Source organism: Nitrosomonas communis (genome assembly GCF_900114745.1).
Lineage (GTDB): Bacteria > Pseudomonadota > Gammaproteobacteria > Burkholderiales > Nitrosomonadaceae > Nitrosomonas > Nitrosomonas communis_A.
On record NZ_FOUB01000014.1, the window covers coordinates 55,072 to 78,246 of the forward strand.

Annotated in this window: 28 protein-coding genes and 1 pseudogene; 16 read left to right on the plus strand and 13 right to left on the minus strand. The window is 48.3% G+C overall.

Annotated features, from left to right (window positions below; all coding sequences use genetic code 11):
* Positions 1 to 11 precede the first annotated feature (11 nt).
* From BM122_RS07580 to BM122_RS07605, 6 genes are read right to left on the minus strand one after another with little or no spacing between them, the layout of a single operon-like run.
* Positions 12 to 755 (minus strand): PD-(D/E)XK nuclease family protein, encoded by a 744-nt coding sequence (locus BM122_RS07580; protein ID WP_074904903.1) that lies wholly within the window; start codon positions 753 to 755, stop codon positions 12 to 14.
* Positions 752 to 1,210 carry a DUF6511 domain-containing protein gene (locus BM122_RS07585; protein ID WP_074904905.1) on the minus strand — a complete coding sequence of 153 codons (459 nt, stop codon included), beginning with the start codon at positions 1,208 to 1,210 and terminating at the stop codon, positions 752 to 754. Before BM122_RS07585 ends, BM122_RS07580 begins: the two co-directional genes overlap by 4 nt.
* Before the next feature lie 12 nt (positions 1,211 to 1,222).
* On the minus strand, positions 1,223 to 1,855 hold the full coding sequence (locus BM122_RS07590; protein WP_074904907.1) for a hypothetical protein: 633 nt from the start codon (positions 1,853 to 1,855) through the stop codon (positions 1,223 to 1,225).
* Between the two features lie 18 nt (positions 1,856 to 1,873).
* Positions 1,874 to 2,680: an ATP-binding protein gene (locus BM122_RS07595; RefSeq protein ID WP_074904909.1), complete on the minus strand. Its 807-nt coding sequence runs from the start codon at positions 2,678 to 2,680 to the stop codon at positions 1,874 to 1,876.
* The gene (locus BM122_RS07600; RefSeq protein ID WP_074904911.1) at positions 2,680 to 3,186 is read right to left on the minus strand and encodes a hypothetical protein; all 507 of its coding nucleotides are present in this window, start codon (positions 3,184 to 3,186) and stop codon (positions 2,680 to 2,682) included. The genes BM122_RS07595 and BM122_RS07600 overlap by 1 nt, the downstream gene beginning before the upstream one ends.
* Positions 3,183 to 3,401 (minus strand): helix-turn-helix transcriptional regulator, encoded by a 219-nt coding sequence (locus BM122_RS07605; protein ID WP_074904913.1) that lies wholly within the window; start codon positions 3,399 to 3,401, stop codon positions 3,183 to 3,185. Before BM122_RS07605 ends, BM122_RS07600 begins: the two co-directional genes overlap by 4 nt.
* Before the next feature lie 476 nt (positions 3,402 to 3,877).
* Here BM122_RS07605 and BM122_RS07610 point away from each other — a divergent pair, with 476 nt between their 5' ends.
* The 3 genes from BM122_RS07610 to BM122_RS07625 all read left to right on the plus strand — a co-directional run bounded on the left by BM122_RS07610 (position 3,878) and on the right by BM122_RS07625 (position 6,123).
* Positions 3,878 to 4,666, plus strand: coding sequence for an N-formylglutamate amidohydrolase (locus BM122_RS07610; protein WP_074904915.1), 789 nt, complete (start codon positions 3,878 to 3,880; stop codon positions 4,664 to 4,666).
* Between the two features lie 287 nt (positions 4,667 to 4,953).
* Positions 4,954 to 5,190 carry a hypothetical protein gene (locus BM122_RS07620; protein ID WP_074904918.1) on the plus strand — a complete coding sequence of 79 codons (237 nt, stop codon included), beginning with the start codon at positions 4,954 to 4,956 and terminating at the stop codon, positions 5,188 to 5,190.
* A gap of 180 nt (positions 5,191 to 5,370) precedes the next feature.
* Positions 5,371 to 6,123 carry a DUF3644 domain-containing protein gene (locus tag BM122_RS07625; RefSeq protein ID WP_074904920.1) on the plus strand — a complete coding sequence of 251 codons (753 nt, stop codon included), beginning with the start codon at positions 5,371 to 5,373 and terminating at the stop codon, positions 6,121 to 6,123.
* Between the two features lie 478 nt (positions 6,124 to 6,601).
* Here the strand turns inward: BM122_RS07625 and BM122_RS07630 are convergent, their stop codons facing one another.
* Genes BM122_RS07630 through BM122_RS07640 form a run of 3 tightly spaced genes read right to left on the minus strand, consistent with a single transcriptional unit; the run spans position 6,602 to position 9,422 of the window.
* On the minus strand, positions 6,602 to 7,567 hold the full coding sequence (locus tag BM122_RS07630) for a hypothetical protein (RefSeq protein WP_074904923.1): 966 nt from the start codon (positions 7,565 to 7,567) through the stop codon (positions 6,602 to 6,604).
* Positions 7,564 to 8,814 carry a glycine hydroxymethyltransferase gene (locus tag BM122_RS07635; protein WP_074904925.1) on the minus strand — a complete coding sequence of 417 codons (1,251 nt, stop codon included), beginning with the start codon at positions 8,812 to 8,814 and terminating at the stop codon, positions 7,564 to 7,566. Before BM122_RS07635 ends, BM122_RS07630 begins: the two co-directional genes overlap by 4 nt.
* Before the next feature lie 8 nt (positions 8,815 to 8,822).
* The gene (locus BM122_RS07640) at positions 8,823 to 9,422 is read right to left on the minus strand and encodes a LexA family protein (RefSeq protein ID WP_074904927.1); all 600 of its coding nucleotides are present in this window, start codon (positions 9,420 to 9,422) and stop codon (positions 8,823 to 8,825) included.
* A gap of 390 nt (positions 9,423 to 9,812) precedes the next feature.
* On the opposite strand from BM122_RS07640, the gene BM122_RS07650 reads away from it, so the two are divergent.
* From BM122_RS07650 to BM122_RS23195, 4 genes are read left to right on the plus strand one after another with little or no spacing between them, the layout of a single operon-like run.
* Positions 9,813 to 10,304: a DUF2924 domain-containing protein gene (locus BM122_RS07650; protein WP_074904931.1), complete on the plus strand. Its 492-nt coding sequence runs from the start codon at positions 9,813 to 9,815 to the stop codon at positions 10,302 to 10,304.
* Entirely contained in the window at positions 10,301 to 11,656 is a 1,356-nt protein-coding gene (locus tag BM122_RS07655) for a recombinase family protein (protein ID WP_074904932.1), read from the plus strand. The genes BM122_RS07650 and BM122_RS07655 overlap by 4 nt, the downstream gene beginning before the upstream one ends.
* Positions 11,653 to 12,096: a LacI family transcriptional regulator gene (locus tag BM122_RS07660; protein WP_074904934.1), complete on the plus strand. Its 444-nt coding sequence runs from the start codon at positions 11,653 to 11,655 to the stop codon at positions 12,094 to 12,096. Before BM122_RS07655 ends, BM122_RS07660 begins: the two co-directional genes overlap by 4 nt.
* A gap of 38 nt (positions 12,097 to 12,134) precedes the next feature.
* Positions 12,135 to 12,308, plus strand: a complete 174-nt coding sequence (locus BM122_RS23195) for a hypothetical protein (RefSeq protein WP_177198070.1) — start codon at positions 12,135 to 12,137, stop codon at positions 12,306 to 12,308.
* A 138-nt stretch (positions 12,309 to 12,446) separates the two neighbouring features.
* On the opposite strand, the gene BM122_RS23200 is transcribed toward BM122_RS23195, so the two are convergent.
* Both BM122_RS23200 and BM122_RS07665 read right to left on the minus strand, forming a co-directional pair.
* The gene (locus BM122_RS23200; RefSeq protein WP_177198071.1) at positions 12,447 to 12,599 is read right to left on the minus strand and encodes a hypothetical protein; all 153 of its coding nucleotides are present in this window, start codon (positions 12,597 to 12,599) and stop codon (positions 12,447 to 12,449) included.
* 133 nt (positions 12,600 to 12,732) lie between these two features.
* A complete protein-coding gene (locus BM122_RS07665) occupies positions 12,733 to 13,938 on the minus strand; it encodes an O-acetylhomoserine aminocarboxypropyltransferase/cysteine synthase family protein (RefSeq protein ID WP_074904937.1) in 1,206 nt (401 codons plus the stop codon).
* Between the two features lie 425 nt (positions 13,939 to 14,363).
* On the opposite strand from BM122_RS07665, the pseudogene BM122_RS07670 reads away from it, so the two are divergent.
* The 5 genes and pseudogenes from BM122_RS07670 to BM122_RS07685 form a co-directional block, all read left to right on the plus strand.
* A pseudogene (locus tag BM122_RS07670) lies at positions 14,364 to 14,642 on the plus strand (NmrA family NAD(P)-binding protein); the annotation flags it as partial.
* Between the two features lie 114 nt (positions 14,643 to 14,756).
* The gene (locus BM122_RS07675) at positions 14,757 to 15,083 is read left to right on the plus strand and encodes a hypothetical protein (RefSeq protein WP_218152029.1); all 327 of its coding nucleotides are present in this window, start codon (positions 14,757 to 14,759) and stop codon (positions 15,081 to 15,083) included.
* Positions 15,080 to 15,274: a hypothetical protein gene (locus BM122_RS24955; protein ID WP_256211945.1), complete on the plus strand. Its 195-nt coding sequence runs from the start codon at positions 15,080 to 15,082 to the stop codon at positions 15,272 to 15,274. The genes BM122_RS07675 and BM122_RS24955 overlap by 4 nt, the downstream gene beginning before the upstream one ends.
* Positions 15,246 to 15,545, plus strand: coding sequence for a hypothetical protein (locus BM122_RS24960; RefSeq protein WP_256211946.1), 300 nt, complete (start codon positions 15,246 to 15,248; stop codon positions 15,543 to 15,545). The genes BM122_RS24955 and BM122_RS24960 overlap by 29 nt, the downstream gene beginning before the upstream one ends.
* A gap of 434 nt (positions 15,546 to 15,979) precedes the next feature.
* Positions 15,980 to 17,386: a hypothetical protein gene (locus BM122_RS07685; RefSeq protein WP_074904941.1), complete on the plus strand. Its 1,407-nt coding sequence runs from the start codon at positions 15,980 to 15,982 to the stop codon at positions 17,384 to 17,386.
* A 531-nt stretch (positions 17,387 to 17,917) separates the two neighbouring features.
* On the opposite strand, the gene BM122_RS24965 is transcribed toward BM122_RS07685, so the two are convergent.
* Together BM122_RS24965 and BM122_RS22305 are read right to left on the minus strand one after the other, a co-directional pair.
* The gene (locus tag BM122_RS24965; protein ID WP_256211947.1) at positions 17,918 to 18,043 is read right to left on the minus strand and encodes a hypothetical protein; all 126 of its coding nucleotides are present in this window, start codon (positions 18,041 to 18,043) and stop codon (positions 17,918 to 17,920) included.
* 50 nt (positions 18,044 to 18,093) lie between these two features.
* Positions 18,094 to 18,315, minus strand: a complete 222-nt coding sequence (locus BM122_RS22305; RefSeq protein WP_143083357.1) for a hypothetical protein — start codon at positions 18,313 to 18,315, stop codon at positions 18,094 to 18,096.
* 340 nt (positions 18,316 to 18,655) lie between these two features.
* On the opposite strand from BM122_RS22305, the gene BM122_RS07695 reads away from it, so the two are divergent.
* The 4 genes from BM122_RS07695 (at position 18,656) to BM122_RS07705 (ending at position 23,017) form a co-directional block, all read left to right on the plus strand.
* Positions 18,656 to 21,292 carry a hypothetical protein gene (locus BM122_RS07695; RefSeq protein ID WP_074904945.1) on the plus strand — a complete coding sequence of 879 codons (2,637 nt, stop codon included), beginning with the start codon at positions 18,656 to 18,658 and terminating at the stop codon, positions 21,290 to 21,292.
* A gap of 437 nt (positions 21,293 to 21,729) precedes the next feature.
* Positions 21,730 to 21,888 carry a hypothetical protein gene (locus BM122_RS24970; RefSeq protein ID WP_371264905.1) on the plus strand — a complete coding sequence of 53 codons (159 nt, stop codon included), beginning with the start codon at positions 21,730 to 21,732 and terminating at the stop codon, positions 21,886 to 21,888.
* 26 nt (positions 21,889 to 21,914) lie between these two features.
* Positions 21,915 to 22,334, plus strand: a complete 420-nt coding sequence (locus BM122_RS07700) for an ISAs1 family transposase (protein ID WP_256211948.1) — start codon at positions 21,915 to 21,917, stop codon at positions 22,332 to 22,334.
* A gap of 161 nt (positions 22,335 to 22,495) precedes the next feature.
* Entirely contained in the window at positions 22,496 to 23,017 is a 522-nt protein-coding gene (locus BM122_RS07705; RefSeq protein ID WP_074904947.1) for a hypothetical protein, read from the plus strand.
* Positions 23,018 to 23,175 lie beyond the last annotated feature (158 nt).

Consider the following 23,175-nt stretch of genomic DNA (forward strand, 5'->3'; position numbering starts at 1 on the left):
AAGAGGGATACTCATTGCCTACCTCCTTCCTGCCAGCAGCGCTTGGCATAAGGGCAGAACTTACACTCGAAATGAGTGGGATCATTAAATGAGCGCGGTAACAGTTCGCCTGCCTCGGTTGCCGTGATGACCTTGGCCGCCCGGTCGGACATGCGCTGCGCCAGTGCAGCGTCAAATGGCACAAGTTCGGAATATATTTCCATCGTGTCAGCGTTGAGTGCCGTGAACAGTGCCGGATGCTCATGTAGCTCGAGATAGGCCTGGTAAAGTGCAATCTGTGCCGCATAGACTGGTTTTGCCACAGCAAGTCGCTTCTTCTCCAGCTCACGCCAGGATTTGTTACCCAAGCACTTATTCTCCCAAAGGGCAGGGTAGGCAAAGCCTTCGGGGCCATCCATGATGACGCCGTCGATATGCCCTTGCAAACGGCCATCGACCACGGAAAAACCGAGCTGCTTCCCGTTGGGTTTACGGGTGCGTAGGTCAAAGCCAGCGGTGCGCAACCACTGCACCATACAATCCTCCATGACATGGCCACGCTCGAAAATGCGCAGCATCTGGCCTTGGGTTTCACGCCCAGAGTCGACCGGTGCTTGCGCATATTCGTATTGCAGCGCACGTTCGCAAGCGATCCCTAGACGCGATGCGCCCAGATACTGTCGTGTAGCTTGCTGAGCATGTTTGTCTTTCATGCCAGCATCGATCAGTGCCGTTACTTGCCCAGAGATACTCGAAATGGAATTGAAATCCATCATGTTTGCTCCTCCCATGGCAGATCATTTTGGAGATCAGCAAAGGGATCACCGACCGACTTGGATAGCCCTTGCATCGGTGGAAACTTGGCAGCCTCATGCGCATCGGTCATTGCCTCGGTGTAACAGCTTACGATGGCATCGATCACCTGCAAGGCTTCGTCTTGCGAATAAGCCCCGAGGGGCTTATCGAAACCGATCATTTCCGCTGTCTGGCCGAAGGCCTTAAGGCATTGCTTCATAGCAACGATTTCCATATCAGAGGCATCGATCATCACGATCTCCTTGCCAAACTGGGTGGCGTCGGCCCAATTGGCATACAGCTTGTGGAAGATGTCCTGGCAGCGACGGCTGCAGAACACCCAATCGAGCGGATAGCGCCGGGGATCGCCGGTTTTGTGGCGGCCATCGGTATGCCAGTAGCCACGTGCTTGTCGTTTGCAGATCCAACATTTCATTGATCCTCCTCATTACTGTGCCCAAGCTGGTTTGCTCGTAGCAGATGGGCGCTGCTGAGTAGCTGAGGGGTAAGCTGGCGCAGCCTGGGCTGGAGCGCTGGAGCCGCTGCCACCGGTATTGGTTTTGGGTAGCACATTCATCAGCTTGGCGTAGTCAGAGTGGTCAGGTTCGATAACATGTTTCACCACATTGCGATCTTCGCCCTTGGCATCCTTTTCGATATCTACTCGCACCAGAAACTCCAAGCCATCGAGTTCACTGAAACTATCGATACGGCGCGCGCTAGCCGCTTGCGGAGAATGGTCCTGCGGATGAACATTGCGGGCGCTGTTGAGTACGGCGCGAATGAAGCTTCGCCCCATCTGCCCCCAAGTCGGCCCTTTTCTCGATTGCAAACCGATGTTTGACCATAGTTTGCGTTTGGCGTAAGGCCCTTCCAGTACGATAAATTCGCAGGCGAGATAGACACTGCCAGTCTCGAAGCTTTCGCTGGCATAACCGCCTATCCAGCCTAGTTCTGGGTTGTCATAACCACCTGGTTTGATCGTCATGCGCACCTGTACCACTGTGCCTTTGGGGATCAGATCGAAGCCGCTTTGCTGTGCTTCGGCATCGTTAAAGTCTTGCCAGTTGTTCTGGTTCATAATTTTTTTCCTTAAATGTTAGAGTTGGGGAGTGGGGCAGAGGCATTTCTGGATGAGCCGGCCCAAATGAGGTTCTTCGATGGCATCGAGCCGACCACTGCGGTCTTTGCTGGGGTAACCGTATGGATTGTCAGCACGCGTGATGAAAGCCCGATACGGGCTGCCGTCATCGGCTTTGAGGATGGCAAGCGTCACTACTTCATCGAGGATGCCCGGCAATTCAAGCGCGGTCTTGCTACCTTCTAATTGCAATTGGTAGTAGCGCCGGTTGAAGTCATCCATTTTTTCTTCGAGAATGGCGACATAAATGACGTGCTTGTCGCGCACATGTTGCAAGTGGGTCAGTGCAGCAATCATTTCCTGACCCAACAGACCATAAGCGCCACGGGTGTCAGGTTTGCCGTTTTTCTCGGAATAGGCCTGCGGCTGGGTTTTGCACCAGGCAAAGCAAAGACGCGAGAGCACGGTCAGTGAATCGACGAAGTAATATTCATACTTGGCCAGTTGCGCAGGATCCCCATACTTCTCACAGACGTGGCGGTAGTGCGCTTCCGAGAATGACTGGTCGACTGTCGCGGTAGGCAAGGGGCCGGCGAGAAAGACCACCAGATCGCGAAATTCACTCCAGCTGCGCGGCCTTACCGTATCGCCTGACCAGTCCTTGACCGACAAATCGCCTGCCTCCAGATCGACAAATAAAGTTTTGTCGGCCGGCAACGTTTTGAGCTGGGTGGTTTTTCCTGTACCGGGAAAGCCGATCAAACCGATCTTGGCGCTGTGCCGTTCTTTGAGCCGTTCTTCGGCAGAGATGATGGGTAATGCCACTATGCTTCTCCTTTAGTTTGAGTAAGGGCAAGGCGGTAGCTGGTCTTACCGGGCTTTACTGTGCGTGCGGAATTGAACAGCCCTTGCAAGGAAACAGGCCAGTGGTTATAGCGAGTTTCCGTAATCGAATACTCGATATCAATGTAATCACTGACGTTTTCACCAGCCTCTGCGATACGTTGGGCAAGGATGGACAACTGTGCTTGATCCCATGACACGCGCTTGGGTAGATCGACCGTGACGCGCAGTGGCCCATCCGTGAGGTGGCATACGCCGAAGTCCTTGCCGGTATGAAGACGCATGGCAGAAGCTTGCTCGCCGTAGCGCTGATCCAGAGCGGCATGGACGCGATCGAGTACTGTTTTGATGTTGGCCTGCATCGTCAGCAAGTTGCTGTGCAGTTCTTGCAGTTGTGCCGGGGGCAGGGCCGCGATTTCTGAAACGCTCAGCTCAGTGATGTTGATTTTGGGACTTTGTGCAAAATCGTATGGGATTAACTCGTTCATGCTGCACCTCCGGCATTGATGCGTTCAGTGGTGCTTTTACATAGACTTTCAGCCTCAAAAGCTTCGATGTCCTCGAGGCGATAGAGCACACGTCCTTGCAGTTTTAGAAAGACAGGTCCCATACCTTCAGAACGCCAACGTTCCAGCGTTGCTTCGCTGATATTCCAGCGCTCAGCCAGTTCACCCTGACTAAGGTGTTTAATTTTTTGTTGCATTTGAGAATCTCCTAGATAGTTTCGATATCACCGGATTCAGGCACTTGATGAGTGCCGTCAACGGTGAATGAAATATCTCAAATGGGATTACTCAAACCATTACTCAGATTACTCAGAATCGTTACTCAAATCTGATTCGTGAAAAATGGGTAATGAAAAACCCAACCTGAGTTAGTTCAAGCTGGGCGTAGGGAGCTTTTGCAGATAAGGGGTTGTTGATGATATTTAAATGACTGCTTTCGACCAAAATCGCCAGCCAGTTTCTTTCTATAAATCATTGAATAACATGAGCTAATAGTATGGGGAAGTCAGTGCCGTCATAATCTACAGAAGCGTATATCGTGCTAATAGGTTAATATGCCGATAGCAAACCTGATAAATATGATAATTTTGTTGCTGTTGATGCCAAAAATGTGGAAGGTATACAGAAACTATATAATTAATTGCTAGCCATCAAACTCAAACGGAGAAAACAGATGCAAGTAATTACCTATTCCGAGCGTCGTCTGGTGAAGCGGCATCGTGGAACGATGCCTGTGATACTGACATGTCCTCACGATGGTTCAGAATCGCCGCCTAGGGTTCGGGAACGTACGAAAGATGCGACACCGGATGGCTGTACTTTCAGAACTGGGAGAGACGCCGAAACCGCACTTATTACAGAATCGGTGGCTCAGAAGATTCTTGATATCACAGGCGTCTCTCCTTATGTCGTGATCGCCCGTTTTCACCGAAAGTTTATCGATGCAAATCGTGGGAATACCTGCGCGTTTGTAGACTCTGACGCACGACCCTTCTACGATGAGTATCACAACCGAATTACTGGCTACGTTAATCAAATTCTTCAGCAGAACGGAGGTCGAGGGTTTCTATTTGATATTCACGGTACCGGCGAGATTGAAGATGACCCGGCGGACATTTACTTAGGCACAGCAAACGGCGCGACTTTACTGCCTGGATTTAATCGCCGAGACATCTTTATGCAGCACGGCCTTCACGGGCTTCTGAAGTGGGCGCGGCATAAGAGTGGAATAGGAGGACTTGGACCAGTATTCAGATACCGCGTCTCTCCTGCTGATGAAACGGCCACCGAAACGAGTGAAGTGAATGGAGGCTTCACAATTAGGAGATATGGGGCCTCAATCAACAGCATTCAGATTGAGATTGCAAATACGATTAGAAACGACGGGGAGAAACGCGATTTCTTGGTGGAGGATCTCGCGTTCGCCATGATCAATTTCTCCCGCCGCCACTCGCCCTTCTGAGAGAAGCCGAGCAGGCTAACAAGGCCATACACTGGGCAAGCAGCGCTGCGCTTGCTTGCCACAGCAAGTGATGGCCGACATTAGTTGTACTCATGAGTCGAAGCATTTACATAATTGGAACGAATCATCGGTATCAACATCTCAGTAAGGATTTGAGTGAAGAATCTCACAATGGTTTTCGAGGGCTGATTAAATCCGTAATCTCTGCAAATCGTATTTTAATAATTGCAGAAGAGAGCAATTTAGAAGCACTGAATGAAAATGGTATCTGAAAATCAGCTCTACAATTGATTGCAGAAGAGGTTGGCATGGGCCACTTGTTCACTGAAGCAGAACGCAGCTACAGAAATTCAAATGGCATGGAACACGAAAATGGCATTCGTGCATTTGGGTTTATAAATGGTTTAGATAAGAGTGCGATTTATCAGATAATACAAGAGTCTTATAGGGCCAGAGAGCGTTATTGGCTTACCCAAATATTAAAAGAAGAACATATGGCTAGTTTTAGTCATATGCGGAGCTAATCATGCAATTTACTTTCGTAATCTGGCTGAAGATGAGGGATTGGAACCATTCTTTTATATGAAGACTGAAACAACTAACAAATCAATCTACTTCGCGCGCAAAAGGCGCCCGCCGGACCTCCTACACTCCACTCCACTGCATTTCGGTGGTCGGTAATTGAAGCGTTAGATTGCAGAAACATGAGGAAGCATGAACTCGATTTGCTTGCGAACGCTGTCGACAGCTTCAATGAAGCTTTGGCGAAATATCGTGTTGCCGAAGGTGGGGACGTTACCGCGTACAAGTTCGCTATTATTCATTTCGCTCACTTCCTCGAACTTCTTTTCAAGTATTATGTTACTCAATCTCATCCCCTCCTCATCTACAAGAATCCTTTCGCGAAAGATGTTGAGCGGCAGCAAACTATCGGCCTTTGGGAAGCGGTTCAGTTTCTTCGCAATGAAGGGCATGTAATCGCGCCGGAGTTTCAAAAGGACCTAGAATGGTTAAAAAAACTACGAAATAGCATAGAGCACTACAAGTTCACGATGGAGCTACGCGAGGTGAGGTTCACTTTGGGCCGCCTTACTCAGGCACTCTTGGAGTTCAACGATTACATCGCAGATTTTGACATTCGCGATCACATTGACTCTAATAATCTCGGGGTTTTCGAGACTTTGTCGGATGAGTACAAAGCAGAGGTCGCTGCAGCTCAAAAACAGGCTGAAGAAGAATCGGAAACAGACCAGGCTGAGTCGTGTCTTTACTGTGGGAACGATACTGCTGCCTTGATAGAGAAGACCTACAAGTGCTTCTACTGCCAAGAAGAGGATCCGATTCTCGAATGTTGTGTATGCGGTTGCGATGAACGCCGATACAACATGTCTCTCTGGAATGACGAACATGAGGACTATATCTGTGAAGGTTGTGAGGACAGAATCAGCAACATGTAATCTGCAATTTGTCAATGACGGAGCAAGAATGCACCGGATAGTACGTCAAAAGTAATGTAATAGAAGGCCCACTATCTAAACGGCATCGAAGTGCCAAAGTAGTGGTGCAATAAAGCCCACTAAACAAGAGAGGAGCGGTCCATTACATTACTTTTATTCCACGATCTCAGCGAAAATTTGCGCACTTCAATGGTGCAAGTATTACTCCGCTATTTACACGCTCCCGCATAGTATTCAGCAGTACCGAGAACGCGGGAAGAAAGATAGCTGAAAACTTTCGCATAACCCTGCACTCAACACGGACGCCTTCCAGCAAGCTTCGCTTGCTTCTGGTCGCCTGTTAGCTCTACGTTATCTCCGGTAAAAATGAATTTTGCACTATCTACTGTTTAGCTTGGGGCAAATTCAGCCAGTCAATATCAGATTCAATTCAATTTGATCTTTAAAGATGGAGGATTCAAGCTTGAGCTAGTAAAGATCAGTACAGCCACTGCCGATCCTCGTCATGAATATTCAACGCATAACGTTCATCGCCACGCTGGTAACGGATGAAGGTCTGATAAACCATGCGGTTGCGCATGAACTCCTTGCTCGGTGAAAACATCTGCGCCTGGGAACCACTTGCTGATTTGAGCGCGCTTTTATCCATTTCATGATCCAAGTCACGAATCAGCGCTAGTAAAATGGATTGTTGCCGTGGCTCCAGATCATATGCTTGCCCCTCAATGAATACTTTGCTTTGGCTCTCCACATATAGCAAAGTAGTACCGGGGGCAGCCTCCTCAATCATTTGTGGTCCAGGTAAATGAAGCCTATCTGCGAAAAACTCAAACTTGCTTTGGCTGATACGAGCCAATGAGGCGAGGTTAGAAACATCCATCCCAGTAACAGGAGATCCTACTGGCAAAGGCAACTCACTGCTGGTAAGGATGCGACAGGATTTGAGGGTTTTTTCGAGCATGATCTGTTCCCGCAGCCGGTATGCAATTTCTGGCTCGCGCAGCCAACGGGCGAAATACCAGGTCAGTGCCTTGCCACGTTTTTCTTCGGTGGTGCCCAGTCGCCAAATAAGATCAGGCTCGATTTGTCTCATGCCGTTGATCGAGAGATTGAGTCCGTTCAACAGCCGGTGAATGAATTTCTGCAGCGGGACTTTGTGCGTTTCGCGATAATAGCGGGGGACCTCGAAATCCTCACATTCCGGGCAGAACAGTAAAATTTGATCTGGTGAGGTTTCGCGCACGACCCGCGCAGATTCAATCCAGCATTCCGGGCAAGTGATCCAGTCAAGGGAATGGCTTGAAACGAGCATACGCTCTTGAAGTAAAAGCTCGGCAGCTCTTTTCCTTTCACCTTCTCTGAGAGTAGAAGCGCTGATCTCCGTATCATTGCGCTCAAGTAACCAGCACAGCAAGGCGGTGGCATTGATTTGTTGTTGGCTCATCTTGTTTGTACCTCATCGATTTGTTCTTCCATCTCGATCACGTTCAAGGCACGCAACACGGCGTTCGCAATCGGCTGATTGCGCGCAGAAAGGTTTTTGATGGTGGAGGATCCGGAAGAATACAGATCAAAGCTGAAGTGCTGCGGTTTGTTTGCTGTGGTCGTAGTGATATAGACGATGATGCTGGCTCCATCCAAGTGATACTCTGCCTCAAAAGCCTGATTTGTTTTAAATGTTTGCAGCGCTAGTCGCACGGCATCAGCATGTTCTTTGCTTGAGTCAGCTTCGACTTGATAACTCACACCAGCCATTCCAACTGGACAAAAGCGGGCACGACGCAGCCGCACTTTTTCAACGCCATACCTTGACCAGTCCTCAAACGGCTGCATCAATCCATCGAGCAATGCATTCAATTTGTAACGCTTCTTCTCGATGGCTTCAGGGGTGATTGGATTCTCGACTACGTGCTTGCCAAATAGTTCGAGCACGGCGGTGTGGTTTTTAGCACCCCCTTTGACCACGGTTTCGACTATGCCAGAACCTGGGTGATAAACCAACGCTGTTTCTAAAGCAATGCGAGTAGTGATGCGCTTAAATTGGTTGTCAGCGAATTGCGCCATAGCCGTCACCGGCCCTTCCACATAGATGGTCAGCTGAATACTGCCATCCATCGCGCGTTGACTCAACTCGATGTGGGTACTTTTCCCTGCGCCTACTTTCTTGTAAAGCTTGGCTACTTCCTGGCAGAAGGCTTCCAATTTTTCGCGATCACGGCTAAGACTGAGTCCCGGTTGGATTCGGTGCTTTTTCCAATATTTGCCATTGGCTTTCGCCTGAAACGCGAGGTGCAACTCGGTATCGCGGAAGATCTTGTCTCTGAATGCGAGCATCCATAGCGCTGTTTCGCGATCATCACGCGTGGCAAAGGCTTGTTCGACGAGCGCATCGCCCTGGCACGCCAATTGAAACTCTTTGATCGCAAGCTCATGGGACATCTTATGCGCCCGCTGGAGATCGTCATACCACAGGCCTATATGGTACTCGACTATTCCGCGCTCTTCCGACAACAGGTGTGGCAGAGAGGCATGGAGCGCATCGATGGCATCCGCCAGGGCCGTTGGCAACGTATCAGCCGGTTGCTCCCAATCGATGTCTAAATTCGCATTGAGCACATGCGCTTCAGTGAATTCGCGCAAGGTCGGCATGGAAATATGCCGCAGGAAATGGCGTGGATTGAAGACTTTCATTTTTCTCCTTATGGATATTTACGTACCAGGCCGACCACGACACCAAATATCTCCAGTTTTCCTTGTGGCCGAATGATGGGGTAGTGTGGATTGGCGGGAATAAGATGGAATCCTTCCTGGTCACGCCCTAATGTTTTGAGCGTGAACTCGTCATCGACGATAGCTACCACTAAATCTCCTGGGTTGGCATGGCAGCAACGCTCAACCACGGCCAAATCCCCGTGGTGAATGCCTGCATTGATCATCGAATCACCCTTGACTCGCACCAAGACGGTCTGTGACGGTTTCTCAATCAGGAAGCGGTCCAGCATGACCTTTTCGCATGGCTCATCCGAAACCGGAACGGGCGTACCAGCCGGTACGGGATGGTTGGCGATCGCGCGCTCAAAGAAGAGATCAGTCGGCGCCCAATCGCCATAAGGCGTACGCTCCAACATGCCGGCTGCTTCTAGCCGCTCCAGTACTTTTTTGATGGCTGATTTGGACGCAAACCCGAGTATCTCCATGAGATGCGCATAAGAAGGGATAACCCGGTGCTCGGCATAATAAGCCTGCAGCCTAGCCAGATATTCGTGATCTTTGTTGGGTTTGTAGTTGGTTTTTTTCATAGCGCGTATGATAGAGAACGAATGTTCTTTAGTCAATAGTAATAATGAAATTTACATAATTTATGCATGAGCTATTATCTGTTCGCATATCTTCGAAACTCCCTCATGGCAAGGGCCGGTGTTTCAAGAGATAATTTAACTATCAAACAAGTTGGAAAAAACGTGAGGTGAGACCGATGATGGATGTGAACCAGACCCCACCCGAAAAAATGACGCCGGAGCAGCGCAGGCAGGAGATTGCATCAATACTCGCAAATGGCATAGCCCGGCTTCGCACCGCGGGAAGTCAGCAGCATGCTGTAATGGCAACGGAGAGTAAGTTTGAACTTGACTCTTCTGGCCAGAGAAGCGTTCATTCAAACCCGTCAACAAAATAAAAACGGAGCCATAATGAACGCACGTGACACCTCATATTCCTTTCCACCCTCGGTGCTATCACAAATTGCTCAATTACCTGAATTGCCGATGATCGAAATTAAGGCGCTTTGGAAACGAATATTCGGCACCGATACGCCAAATCATAACCGTCAGTTTCTTGAGCGCCGCCTTGCACACAAGCTGCAACTCATCGAATTTCGCAAAACTGATCGCAATCTGTTGGATAGTAACGAGCGGCGCATCAAGGCATTAATTGAAACTGGCAAACTGCGCAGTCGTGAAAAGGATTATCGCCTTTTACCAGGCAGTGTACTGATACGGATATATCAGGATGTCGAGCATCGTGTTGTGGTCGAAGAGGATGGTCAATATGAATATGAAGGCAGCCGGTATGCCAGCCTCTCTGCAATTGCACGTGAGATCACTGGCACGCGATGGTCCGGACCGTTGTTTTTCGGCATCCTACCTGGGAAGAACAAAGCCAAGAAAGGAGCCAAGCGATGAATGAAAACATCAAACGGCGTATGCGCTGTGCCGTCTACACACGCAAATCAACTGAGGAAGGGCTGGATCAGGAATACAATTCCATCGATGCCCAGCGTGATGCGGGTCATGCCTATATCGCCAGCCAACGGAATGAAGGCTGGATTCCGGTTTCTGACGATTATGACGACCCAGCATACTCTGGTGGCAACATGGAGCGGCCCGCGCTGCAGCGTTTATTGACTGACATCGAAGCTGGCAAGATTGATGTTGTCATCATCTACAAGATTGATCGGTTGACGCGCAGCCTGGCCGATTTTTCCAGAATGGTCGAGGTATTTGAACGTTACGGCGTATCATTCGTGTCAGTCACTCAACAAATGAATAGCACAACGAGCATGGGGCGGTTGATGCTCAACGTCCTATTGTCTTTTGCCCAATTCGAGCGCGAAGTGACTGGTGAGCGTATTCGTGACAAGATTACTGCCAGCAAGAAGAAGGGGATGTGGATGGGTGGCATACCACCGCTCGGCTATGATGTCGAGAATCGTCGATTGGTACCAAACGAGCGAGAAGCCAAGATCATCAGGCATATTTTTCAACGTTTTGTTGAACTCGGTTCCAGTACCATGCTGGTCAAGGAATTGAAGTTGGATGGCGTAACCTCGAAATCCTGGCTAACCCAGGATGGCAAAGTCCGTGAAGGTAGGCCGATCGATAAGAGTTTAATCTACAAAGTACTCAACAATCGAACTTACCTAGGTGAATTGCGACATAAGGAGAAATGGTATCAGGCTGAGCATACGTCAATCATCGATCGTGAACTGTGGGACAAGGTGCATGCCATCCTCGCAAGCAATGGTCGAGTTCGCGGCAACGATACACGATCAAAGGTGCCGTATCTGCTCAAAGGGATCGTATTTGGCAGTGACGGACGGGCTCTGTCACCATGGCACACAACCAAGAAGAACGGGCGCCGCTACCGTTACTATATTCCTCAGCGTGATACCAAGGAGTACGCTGGTGCATCAGGCTTGCCGCGGCTACCTGCTGCAGAGCTTGAATCAACGGTGCTCAATCAGTTGCGAGCGATATTGCGTTCACCAGAATTGATAGGGGAGGTGCTGCCTCAGGCAATCCGACTTGATCCGACCTTGGATGAGGCTAAAGTTACCGTGGCGATGACACGGCTCGACGCGATTTGGGATCAACTGTTTCCGGCGGAGCAGGCGCGTATCGTCAAACTGCTGGTTGAAAAGGTGATCGTATCACCCAACGGCCTTGAAGTGCGGTTGCGTTCCAACGGCATAGAGCGACTGGTGCTGGAAATGAGTCCAGAGCCAATTGCACAGCAAGAGGAAGCATTAATATGAGCAGTATCGAAATCAACAAAACAGGTGAGCCGGACATGCTTCAGGCAAGCGATGGCAGGTTAACTCTCTCTGTACCAATTCAGATTAAACGCCGCAGTGGGCGCAAACTGGTCACGTTGCCCAATGGCGAAATTGAAAAGACTCGACCTTGGGACAATGCAGCGACACCGCTGCAGTTGGCGCTGGCTAGAGGGTACCGTTGGCTTAACATGATGGAATCAGGAGAAGCAAAGTCACTCAGGGAAATCGCTGCTCGGGAAGGGGTGGATAACAGTTATGTGAGTAGAATGGTTAACTTGACTACGCTTGCGCCAGATATTGTCGCTGCGATTCTGGATGATGCGCTACCGAATCACATCACGCTGTTTGATCTGGCGGTGGATCCGCCGGTGTTGTGGGAGGGGCAGCGGGAGCGTGTCAAAAGAGCTCTATACACATGAACTGGAAAAGTATGTTGAATAAATAATCGGTAAAAGGGATGCTCGATATTGGCATTGAATACAACCCGCAGTGCGGTGAATCTCTGAAGAAGCTTATCGCCGCCATATTGGATTTCAGCGCTATCACTCAAATTCTTGATCATCTCGGCTTGTCCTCCCGAGCGCCGCCACGTTCACCTGCGCAGGTCCAGGGTCTTTTCGATCCCGTCTGATTCGTGGCACATCTTTTTCAGCACACTTCCTGATTAAGCTGACCATTCCGCTTGAGCGTCTTTCGCGTAATTAACAAAAAACGATCAAAGATCAACACTATTTGCTGATGGTATGACACAAATTTTGTGAATTTCGGATTAATTGCAGGTCAGGTTGGCAACCAAACCGTTCCTGAGTAGATTCTGATTTGGTGAAAAAGGGCGTTTATTTTTCTTATACCCCTTGACCACCTCAGCTTTATAATTGTCATGAAAATGCTGTGGCCAACCAAACCGGCGCAGGGTGGCCATCAGGCAGGCTTCGTTTGAGTGTCAATTTTCAGAAGGGAAAATGGAATCTCACCATAAATTAATGCTTCCGGAAAAGTCTTTACCGAATCTTTTCCTGGCAAATGTCAATAAGCCTGGGGAAAATTGTTTGACATTACATCTTCCCTGATCTTTTTTTGACTACTATGGCTTCAAAAGCCTGCTCAAGATCAGCGATCAGGTCAGCTTTGTCTTCTATTCCTACCGAGAGACGGATCATCGACGGGGTGATCCCGGCTTTCCGCATTTCTGTTTCACCCATGGCAGAATGTGTTGTGGATGCTGGATGGGTTACGATCGATTTGGCGGTACCCAAGTGGGTAGCATGGATGAATACATTAACAGAATCAATGAAGAGGGTGGCATCTTCATAACTGCCCTTCAGTTCAAAGGACATCAGCGAACTGCAACCCTTCATCTGGGACTTGATCAGCTTATGGTATGGATTTGACTCAAGACCTGGGTAATTCACGAAGTTGACTTGAGGATGTTTCTCGAGGAATTCAGCCACGGCCTGGGCATTTTCGCAATGCCTTTCCATTCTCAGCGCCAGGGTCTCCAGTCCGTTCAGGCTTAACCAGGCATTGAAGGGCGCCATAGCAGGACCAAGGTACCTGATGCCATTTTGCCTGATTCCTTCAACAACTGATTTGGGACCGCAAACAATTCCACCCAGGCTGGTGGCATTACCACTGATATACTTGGTTGTGGAATGAACCACAAGATCAGCCCCGAGAAGTATGGGTTGTTGCAAAGCCGGGGTGCATATCGTATTATCGACAACCAGCGGGATGTTTTTTGATCTTGCCAACTCTGCCAGCGCTGGGATGTCGGCAATGAATAAACCTGGATTGCTGGGCGTTTCAACAAACAAGAACTTCGTTTTCGGAGTGATAGCAGCTGCCCATGCCTCCAGGGATTCAGGCTGAGTGACCCAGATGACTTTGGCTCCCATCTTTCGCAAACCTACATTGAAAAGTCCGAAGGTTCCCCCATATACCCTGTTGGATGATACAACTTCGTCGCCTGCACTCACATAATGATGGGTCAGCAGCAGGATGGCCGACATACCGGAAGCTGCTGCTATGGCTCCTTCCGTGTGTTCGAGAGCTGCCATTCTTTTCTCAAAGACCTCTACCGTTGGATTATCCCATCTTCCGTAAGTGAATCCCGGCCTGTCGCCGGAAAATATCTCGGCTGCCTCTTTTGCATCGAGATAAGGATAAGCTACCGACTGATAAATCGGCGTTGACATAGCATCAGGTTTGAAACCTTCGTGCCCAGCATGAATCGCTTTGGTGTTGAATCCGTATTCTGACATGGTACCAACTTATTTAACTATTGTATTTATATTGTGAACTGTCCCTATTGATCACAATAAAGATAGAGGATTTTAATGATCTTCTTCCAATATTTTGAAAAATCGTGGATTTTATGCTCCTGGATCTCTCAGCATAGTTGTGGGGTACTCTTATAAAAAAAGAATTTGATTAGTGATAAGTATTTACGCATGCATGAAGATGCCAGGAGAACTGCCCTACTCTTACGATGAAGATATTAAAACACCATGAAATCCAATCAAAACACTCTTAAAGTAATGTGATTTAGCTACCGCTGAAATTTTTCACCCTGGCATTTATGTTTATTCCAATCCTTTTACAGCATGGCTCAAAGAAGAATACACCTATTAATATTCGTTTACAATAATGACACCGTTCAATTTGAACAACAGCTCCTACTGGGCCTAGGAAGCGGGACTTTGTCCGTGCAATTTTGAATGACAACGAAGGCGGATTTGCCGTTCGTGCGATAACAAGAGATGCAAAATCAGATAAAGCTATTTCGCTTGCCAAAATGAGTGCCGAAGTGGTAGAAGAAAATGTTGATGATAAAGAAAGTCTCAAAAAAGCATTTGACGGAGCATACGGTGCCTACTGTGTTGAGACGGCGACAGGCAGTACAGTCCATATCCAGCGCGTTGAGGACAGCAATCATCAGGAAGTTCGCCCTTTATTGTTACTCTGAATAGCGTGAACAAAAGAGCAAAGCATCAACCAGCATTTCTGCGAACGCTTTGAAGCCAGCCTACAAAGTATTGCTGACGGTTGGGATACTGAACGCTTGTGGCACACTTGTATCATGCTCACTGATCTGGAATCAACCGTAATTGATCAGTTGCGAGCGATTTTACGTGCTCCAGAATTGATAGGGAAGGTGCTACCTCAGGCAATCAAGCTAGATTCCGCCTTGGGTGAGGCTAAAGTGACTGTAGCCATGACTCGGCTCGATGCAATCTGGGAACAACTGTTTCCAGCGGAGCAGGCGCGTATCGTAAAGCTTCTAGTTGAAAAGGTGATCGTATCCCCCAGCGATCTTGAGGTGAGGCTGCGTGTCAATGGCATTGAGCGACTAGTGCTGGAGATGAGCGTGAAGGCAATTGAGCGGCAAGAGGAGGCATTAATGTGAGCGATATCCGAATCCATAAGACTGGTGCGGCAGATGTTATTGCATCCAGCGATAGCAGATTGATTCTTTCTGTACCGATTCAGATCAAGCGCCGCAGTGGGCATAGGGTGGTCACGTCGCCAAAATGGCGAAACCACAAAGGCTCGACACTGGGATACTGCGGTGGCACCGCTACAGTTGGCGTTGGCTAGAGGTCACCGCTGGCTTGCTATGTTGGAATCGAGTGAAGTCAAATCTCTGAAAGAAATTGCTACTCGTGAAGGTATCGACAGTAGTTACGTGAGCCGTATGGTTAACCTGACCACGCTTGCGCCGGATATTGTTGCTGCGATCCTGGATGATACTTTGCCAAATAACATTATCTTGTTCGATCTGGCGGTTGATCGCCGGTGCTGTGGGAAGAGCAGTGGATACGTATTAAGAGTGTTCTATCTACATGAACTGAAAAAGTATCTTAAATAAATGATCAGTAAAAGGAATACTAGCTATTGGTATTGAACGCTGCCCACAGAGCGGTGAATCCCTGAAAAAGGTCATCACCGCCATACTGGATTTCAGCGCTATTAGCCAAATTCTTGACCATCTCGGCTTGTCCTCTCGGACGCTACCCAGAGCGTCTGTGAATAAATCGCTGATCCATTTGAGCCTATCTGAATCTTAGCGCGGCTCTTCTAGCTCTATTCATGAGTAAAAAGACTTTTCCCCTTATGTGCTTCTCACGCAAATAGTGAAAAGAAGCCCAAAACCAACACTTTTGGTTGATGATCGAACACAAATTCTTCCAATTCCGGATGACTTTTCGCTTAGTTGACGATTAAACCGCCTCCTGGTATTTTGACTTATAATAGGGTATAAATCTTTTCTATACACTTATCCCTGCCCGAGGAGATAATCTAATGTTACGGATCGTTCGTGGCTTTACACTTGTAATTATTGGCCTAGCAGTTACTAGCTGCTCAGATTCATTTGAGAAAGCCGAACAATCAGGGCTGGAAGCGAAGAATACTTATAGTTGTGCTTGTACCTGTAAAGCGCACAAAGGGGGAGGCTTCTCATCTTACGATTATACAGAGGTCGTCACACATGACAATGGCATCACAGTAATTGCGAAAGATCAACAGCAAGCAGAGGAATACTGCCCTAACCAATGTGCGAGTATCCGTCAAGACGAGATTAATAAGAGCATCAAATGGACAACCGACAACGTAAAGGTTGGCCCGTGTGAAGTTACAAACGTGTTTAAAAAGTATGATGGTGTCGGAAAGAAGGAGGGCACGCTTCAGTCCATACGCCCAAGAACGGCGTCATTCGAAGGTCCGGTTGATTCCGGTCAGTCGTTCGTGGAGATTCGAACAGAAGATGCAGACTACGTAAAGGTTTCTGTTAAAGGCTACGTATCACTAAGTGGAGGTAACTGCCTAGGTAAATCATGTGACGCGACTATTAACTCTGTCGATCTTGCTGCAACAGAAGCTTCGCTTCTCTCGTCGAAAGGAAAAAGAATAAAGAACTTCAGGGCAATTAATGAAGGGCTTTGGCAAGGTTCAAAAGATGCGTTAGATACTTTTAAGTTTGGTCAAGGAAGCGTGATCAGCATCAGCGGAGACGTTGAAGGAAAGCATGCAATCCTAAGCACCGACCCCGGAAGCTTTGTCAATGGGAAGCTTATCTTTGCAAAATCACGACTAACACCTGGTGGAGTAGTTCCAACTAATGCGCTGCTAATTGACGGCGACTTCGTAGATGGTAATGTAAACGTTAAGATTCATCTCCACCTGTGGTTAACAAATTGTCAGCCAGAAATTACTCCTATGGCACAATGCTGGGGAGGTATTGACGGCACCGAGCATTTACTCTGGCTTTCTCACAAAGCGAAGAAGCTTGGCTATCTAAAGGGTGGTGATCTATGTGCTGTCGTAAAAACACCCAACCCAGTCTGTAATGCCGGTGGAGATGTCGAATTCCCAAGTTTTTCTTGTGGACCAGAGCCATCTCCACTACCATCTGATCCAGCTGATATATCGAAGTACTTGAAGTTCAGTTGGCGTGATGCAAATGGACGAATAATTAGTAGCGATCCTTACCTTTTCCTTCCGTATATGCCCCAATTTCCTCTATCCGTTGTTGTTGAAAACGAGTGGGGTCGGACGGCAACAGGTATAATTGCGCAAGCTCCTACAGGGAAAGAGTGTCCATCGGTAGTGTTGGAATTGACTCCGCAATCTTTCCACTGGGACCAAACCGCTCCGCTTACACCAGAGATGTTTTACAATCGGTTGCGTCCTATAACCTCTAAGCCGTAGGAGAGGAATTTCAATGGGCGGACGTGGAAGAGAGTATGCACAGAGTGGGGGCTATTAATGAATTTGTGAATAACACCCGTTATCAAGAAGCGTAGCGTAACTTGTTGAGGGAAATGTGGCTCAAGGAGGTTCATTGCGGATAACTCCTACTAACTCGGCTCCGAAATGCTGCCTCAGCCAGAACCCTAACGATCGGATCGCGAATCAAGAAAATAACCAGAAAAGAAGCGAAAAAGAAAAAGACGATTAAAAATATACCAAAGCAGCAAAAACGGCCGATTACAAAGCCTTTAATGGCAAGTACTGTTACTTACAAAATAGGTGCACATGAGTTAGCAAGAAATCGCAGATTTTTATCGATTGAGCCCAACGGCGATTGGGACTATTCTTCGTAAGAATAAGAATCCGTGATTCAGTATCTTCCAATACAGAAATGAGTCTGAAAGAAGGTTGTTGAATTTGAGTATTCAAACTTAATTCTGTTTTGGTCTGGTTAAAAAAATGTTTCATTTGTATTTTATCATTGCATCCTTAAGCAGATTGCTTGAGTGCACTAGCAATGAAATGGAATAATGCCTGTCGCGCCTTATTGAGTGCTGCGGCAGCATCATTGTCACTCATTCTTGATGCGGCTGCATCCAGTTGTTCAAGTGTCAAGTGTCAAGTGTTATCCCTGATTTGAGATATAGGGTTGCATCTGACAATGATTACAGCTTTTCGAAAGGTGTCATCATATGTTCATAGCGATACTTTTTCCGCTCTTTATCCTTTGCGTCAGTGACGGTTTCATGAAAGAAGCAGGGGCGGTGGAAATTGACATAGGAGTTAAGAGAATCAGTGCAGAAATCGTTGATTTTTTTATCAAATCGTTGCGGAATATGGGTATAGCCCACATGTTTACGCACAACGGCACCGTTTTTGGATTCCACCAAAGCATTATCGTTGAAATGTCGTGGTCGCGACTTGGTGAATTCGATGCGCAGCTTTTTGAGGTGTTGGCTTTGCTATCATCTAAAATCAAAATGATAGTGTTATTACCTTATCTAAATTCTCTATTTTCTAGCACTTTTAAGCGCGATTGCCCTAGATTAATATCACAATTTTATTGTTCTTTATTCTGGAATATGGTAGATATACGGAAACTATATAATTACTTGTTAGGCCGTTAGCGAAAATAGCAACTCACCGCCGTACATTATGCTTATGCGGAAACTATATAATAGTTAATAGTTATACGATGGCATTGAAGCTGCCAAAGGAGATTGAATCATGGCTAATAATATCCCGAATGACTTCACTCCTGTTCTGCCCTGGTGGAGCGAGATGATCGGAAACTTTGCCGATCCATGGATGATCGACGCTGATTTGCTGGCCCGAATGCGGCCGCGCCAGCTGGTTCCCCTTTTGGTGTTACGCGATCAGATGAGTCCCTATGGTACGATCATTGATCCTGGCCCCATATCACCGACCTATGTGCATTCCTGGGCTTTGGATATGGAAGGCATCCTTGCATTTCGTCTCTCTTTCCCGGCCAACGGGGTTCGTTTGAATTTCCAAAGCGGGGATACAGTCTCGGTTTACGTGCCAGAAACCGGGCAACGCGTGACACTGAGTAGCGAGTATGAATTGCGATCTAAGCTGATTACATTGATGGGTGTATCTGGAGGAGTCTATCCACGTAGGATCTATATTATTCTCCGTACTTCCGGGGAGAGATACGCTGGTCCGACCGGTCAGGCTTATCGGCGGTTCCGCATGGACGGCATTTGGTCGGATCAGGAAACTGGGAAAACGCAACCGAAGATTGTGTTGATCGGGGACAACTTGAATACGGTGCTGCGGCCAGGCCCCACTGATCCTGGTTGGTTTGTTGACAGCAATGGCGACGCCAAGTTCGCCCCCTGGACGTCTAACGCCAACACGCTTACCGGTCGGCAGCTCGAGTTTCCTGACCGGCGCGACGGCTGGTATCTATTAGCCCGGTTTACGGATACGTCGACAAGTGGAGAGGATGCGCCGATCTGGGCATTGCTCTATTACAACGAACAGCTCAGCCGGCTCCGACTTTACGTGCTACCTCTGGTTGTGACGGCGACCGGAATTGAAGTACGGATCAAGTTGTTTGCACGACATCCGAATACCGGCTACCAGCAGTTGAAAGGCGCTTTTTTTGACGACGATCCGAGGACGCCGCGCTGGGATGAAGCCTTCATCGTCATCCCTGCCTATTCCCGCGACCGTTGGGTTATGGTGGAAACGTCGATGCTGTTTCCCATGGCTGAAAAGCCAGTGTCGGGTAACAAAGATACAAGTGCGCCAGCTCAAGTTCCGGTCGTACCCAATGAGCCATTGCCAGCGGTAGACAAATGGTATTTTCCTGTCTATGACGCCACTTTTGAGGCGACTTTGAATAACGTTCGGCTTCAGGTGGAATTTACCCCCTTTCTGCGTAGTGTGGCCGATTTAGACTTCATAGGCAGGGGCGTGGGCAAGGTGGTGCAACAGGTGGGTGCACCCACAGCCTGGACGGTGATCAAGGAAACCGGAAGTAAAGGAAAGGACGTGTATGAATTGGCGGAAAAGATATTTAATGCCGTCAAAGATGAATGGAAAAAAGACAATCCAGGTAAGAAAGTGCTTCCTCCACTGCTAGCGTCAGGAGCACTCAGCTTTAGTGGGCCGTTAGCTGTGTTGGGTGCCATAGGGGGGGTGCTGGTTAGCGTGCTCATGCAAGATGATCCCATGACGTTGGCCCTGGATTTGATTATTCGGGGCGGCATTGACGGTACGATCTACACACCCCAAGGCAAGATAAAATATGATGTCTATCTACCGGGACGATTTGACGCCGAAGAGATGCACGCCTCCGAGCACGTGTCTCTGCAATTGCCGACCCTAAACCAATTCATTCCGCGTTACGACCGCACATTGGGCCACTTTGGCTATCGGTATAACCCGGGGTTGCTCAAGTGCCCATTTCACTATTTCAAGCATTTCGATGATCCTGAATTGGGAGGGTTTTGGGAAGGTGTGCTGACGAGCGGTCTGGATTGGAAATGGTTCTGGAGCTATCGCTGCGTCTGGCCAGGAGGCACGCCCTATCCTTTCACTCGATACACCTCCAGTAGCGGCTGGTCGGTCGACGCCGATCCACATCCAGCGCCCATTGCGGGCTTTTTGCCACTCATATACAACGAATTCGCCGAGATCACCCCAGCACTACCAGGCGGCGCGTTCAAGGTTAAGTTGGGTACGCCCCCAGCCGATCCACACCAGCCGTCTCATTATTGGTCGGTGAACATGGCCTGGAATCGCCATATCATCCCTGAAGCGAACGATGCCGGCTTTCCCAACCAAACGGAAGACTATGTAGGGATAGGGGGGTGGTCTGTATGGGTGTATCACGACGGAGAGAAAGGCGCGTTCGACCAGCCAGCCGAAAAGGTGATGGACATTAAGGATGCACCGATCGAACCAGGCGTGGGTTACTGGTTGGACGCTGGGCCGGGCCGGGATATCTTACCATTGCGTGACTTTCAGCAGTTTCGGGTCGTGAAAACAGGTGACTTTGGCCAAATGCTGGTTCCGCTTTGGGATCCAGAGTTTGAAAACGCCCGCCCACCAGATCACACCGGCCCGCGATATCGCCCCTACAAGAAGGGCGAACCGTGGCCTTTAGGTAATGTGATCTTCGCTTGGGAAACTCAATACTTCTACTATGGAAGATCACGGCAGTTGACCAATGGCAAGGTGCCCCGGCGACCGGTGCCCAGGAGATTCCAATCACCGGTGATATTAACTATCGACCTTTGGGAGGTCAACTGGGGAACGGCGGAAGGTAAAGGCTCCCAGTCTTGGGGACTATCGACCGGGGATGATGCGGAGAGCAAGTTCCTGAAAGTGTGATTTATTATTGGATGTTAATGAATTCTTGAGCGTTATAAGCTTCTTGCGAGAAACCCGAAGAGATCGAGGTCAGAGCAAAGTAACTCAGGACTGGCCTAACCACCCATTGGAGCGGACGGGCGACAGCGTATAGCTTTTTAAGCCGTTCTGGAGCTTTCTCCTGTCGCCCGCCACTCACCAGGCCCGTTAGCCTTGGAAAAACTGGAGAACCAATTGTACAATTGTTTGTATGAGCATCGTATCAGACACAAATATATAGCAAAACCAGCTAGAAATGATTCAAAAGGTATTCTCATTGTCTCATCTAGCACAAATGAGCATACCCCAAAGCACTGCGTAAACGAAAAACCAAACTGTTGAGATGCTCTTCAAATTCTATATATTCTGAATCATTCTTAACTTGTTATGCTATATCAAGGCTTGATATCGCAGGGGCAGTGATTACGGTCGACGCCATGGGCTGCCAAAAGAAAATTGCCGAACAGATTAAACAGCAAGACGGTGACTATGTGTTTAGCCTGAAAGGCAATCAGGGCAACCTGCACGACGATGTGAAAACATTTTTCACGTCATCTTTATCGCCGAAAGTGGCTTAGGTTAGCTATGAAGGCGAGCATGCCGAATGGAAACCCGCTCAATTCGAGCAACAGCCGATATCGCCTGGCTCCAGGAACGGCATGACTGGAAAAGCTTACCAAGCATTATCGCCGTTACCGCTAAAAGAGAAACCGATAACAAAGTGACCGAGGAAACACGCTATTTCATCAGTAGCCTTGATGCGAATGATCTCAAGCGACTAGAGCGTGTGGTGCGGGCGCATTGGGCGATAGAGAACAATTTGCACCGGGTTCTTGATATAGCCTTTGATGAAGACAGCAATCGGACTCACAAGGGACATAGTGCTGCGAATCTGGCTGTTATCCGGCATATCGCCCTGAATCTGATCAAGGCCGAAAAAACATCCAAAGTTGGCATCAAGACCAAGCGTTTAAAGGCCGGATGGGATAATGAGTATTTACGTCGGGTTATTGCGATAATTTAAGCGCGATTGCCCTGGAACTATATCATAATTTTATTGCTCTTTATTCTAGAATATGGCACATATTCGGAAACTATATAATTACTTATTAGACACAATCTGTTACTGTGTTAAAAACCAGGGGGTAATTCTTTTCACTGCGGTAGGTCATGGAGATGCCGGTCATGCACAAACAAACCTATACTATAGTTGCGTGGATTATCCTTACAGTAGGGCTCTTACCAACGACAGCAGTCGCTGCGCGATGCGCATGGTGGCAATTTTGGTGTGAAGAACCACCACCGGATTCTAGCGTTCCGGATAGCAGAGCACAGTCTCCGAGGGGCAATAAACAGCCGCTCCCCGCGCCAGCCGACCTATTAATGGGCGATGTACACATACAGCAATATAATGATCCTTACTTCAATTACCAAATTGTAGCAACTATCGTGAACATAGGTGCTGATCCAGCCAGTGGATTCAGTGCAGGTTGTACCTACAAGTGTCCTCCTGGGGGTACAATGATTTCTGCTGGTCTCGATATCGTCCAGGGGGGATATATTGCAGGAAATAGCAGCGTTACGTACAAGTGGCCATTCCGTTACATGTGCGCAGCGCGTCCTCCCACGCTTAACCTGATGTGTACCATCCAGTCTGCCGAAGTGGGCACGAAGACATACTCTATCAATGATGTAGCGCTACCTTAGGAATGCGCCTTCCGACGCGAACGCTTGCTGTGCCTAATTTTAATTTTCAATAGAAATAGTAATCTTGAATTCAAGTAATAAGTGCATAACCCACCAATCTTTCGGCATCTGTTCCTGACAATTCTCGGAACACCTCGTAAGGCGTCCTAAACCCCAGG

Bases quoted from the DNA above. Each gene is read 5' to 3' on its own strand.
- BM122_RS07580 (WP_074904903.1), bottom strand. From the start codon at position 755: ATGATGGATTTCAATTCCATTTCGAGTATCTCTGGGCAAGTAACGGCA.
- BM122_RS07585 (WP_074904905.1), bottom strand. From the start codon at position 1,210: ATGAAATGTTGGATCTGCAAACGACAAGCACGTGGCTACTGGCATACC.
- BM122_RS07590 (WP_074904907.1), bottom strand. From the start codon at position 1,855: ATGAACCAGAACAACTGGCAAGACTTTAACGATGCCGAAGCACAGCAA.
- BM122_RS07600 (WP_074904911.1), bottom strand. From the start codon at position 3,186: ATGAACGAGTTAATCCCATACGATTTTGCACAAAGTCCCAAAATCAAC.
- BM122_RS07605 (WP_074904913.1), bottom strand. From the start codon at position 3,401: ATGCAACAAAAAATTAAACACCTTAGTCAGGGTGAACTGGCTGAGCGC.
- BM122_RS07610 (WP_074904915.1), top strand. From the start codon at position 3,878: ATGCAAGTAATTACCTATTCCGAGCGTCGTCTGGTGAAGCGGCATCGT.
- BM122_RS07625 (WP_074904920.1), top strand. From the start codon at position 5,371: ATGAGGAAGCATGAACTCGATTTGCTTGCGAACGCTGTCGACAGCTTC.
- BM122_RS07630 (WP_074904923.1), bottom strand. From the start codon at position 7,567: ATGAGCCAACAACAAATCAATGCCACCGCCTTGCTGTGCTGGTTACTT.
- BM122_RS07635 (WP_074904925.1), bottom strand. From the start codon at position 8,814: ATGAAAGTCTTCAATCCACGCCATTTCCTGCGGCATATTTCCATGCCG.
- BM122_RS07640 (WP_074904927.1), bottom strand. From the start codon at position 9,422: ATGAAAAAAACCAACTACAAACCCAACAAAGATCACGAATATCTGGCT.
- BM122_RS07650 (WP_074904931.1), top strand. From the start codon at position 9,813: ATGAACGCACGTGACACCTCATATTCCTTTCCACCCTCGGTGCTATCA.
- BM122_RS07655 (WP_074904932.1), top strand. From the start codon at position 10,301: ATGAATGAAAACATCAAACGGCGTATGCGCTGTGCCGTCTACACACGC.
- BM122_RS07660 (WP_074904934.1), top strand. From the start codon at position 11,653: ATGAGCAGTATCGAAATCAACAAAACAGGTGAGCCGGACATGCTTCAG.
- BM122_RS23195 (WP_177198070.1), top strand. From the start codon at position 12,135: ATGCTCGATATTGGCATTGAATACAACCCGCAGTGCGGTGAATCTCTG.
- BM122_RS23200 (WP_177198071.1), bottom strand. From the start codon at position 12,599: ATGGCCACCCTGCGCCGGTTTGGTTGGCCACAGCATTTTCATGACAAT.
- BM122_RS07665 (WP_074904937.1), bottom strand. From the start codon at position 13,938: ATGTCAGAATACGGATTCAACACCAAAGCGATTCATGCTGGGCACGAA.
- BM122_RS07675 (WP_218152029.1), top strand. From the start codon at position 14,757: ATGCTCACTGATCTGGAATCAACCGTAATTGATCAGTTGCGAGCGATT.
- BM122_RS07685 (WP_074904941.1), top strand. From the start codon at position 15,980: ATGTTACGGATCGTTCGTGGCTTTACACTTGTAATTATTGGCCTAGCA.
- BM122_RS07695 (WP_074904945.1), top strand. From the start codon at position 18,656: ATGGCTAATAATATCCCGAATGACTTCACTCCTGTTCTGCCCTGGTGG.
- BM122_RS07700 (WP_256211948.1), top strand. From the start codon at position 21,915: ATGGAAACCCGCTCAATTCGAGCAACAGCCGATATCGCCTGGCTCCAG.
- BM122_RS07705 (WP_074904947.1), top strand. From the start codon at position 22,496: ATGCACAAACAAACCTATACTATAGTTGCGTGGATTATCCTTACAGTA.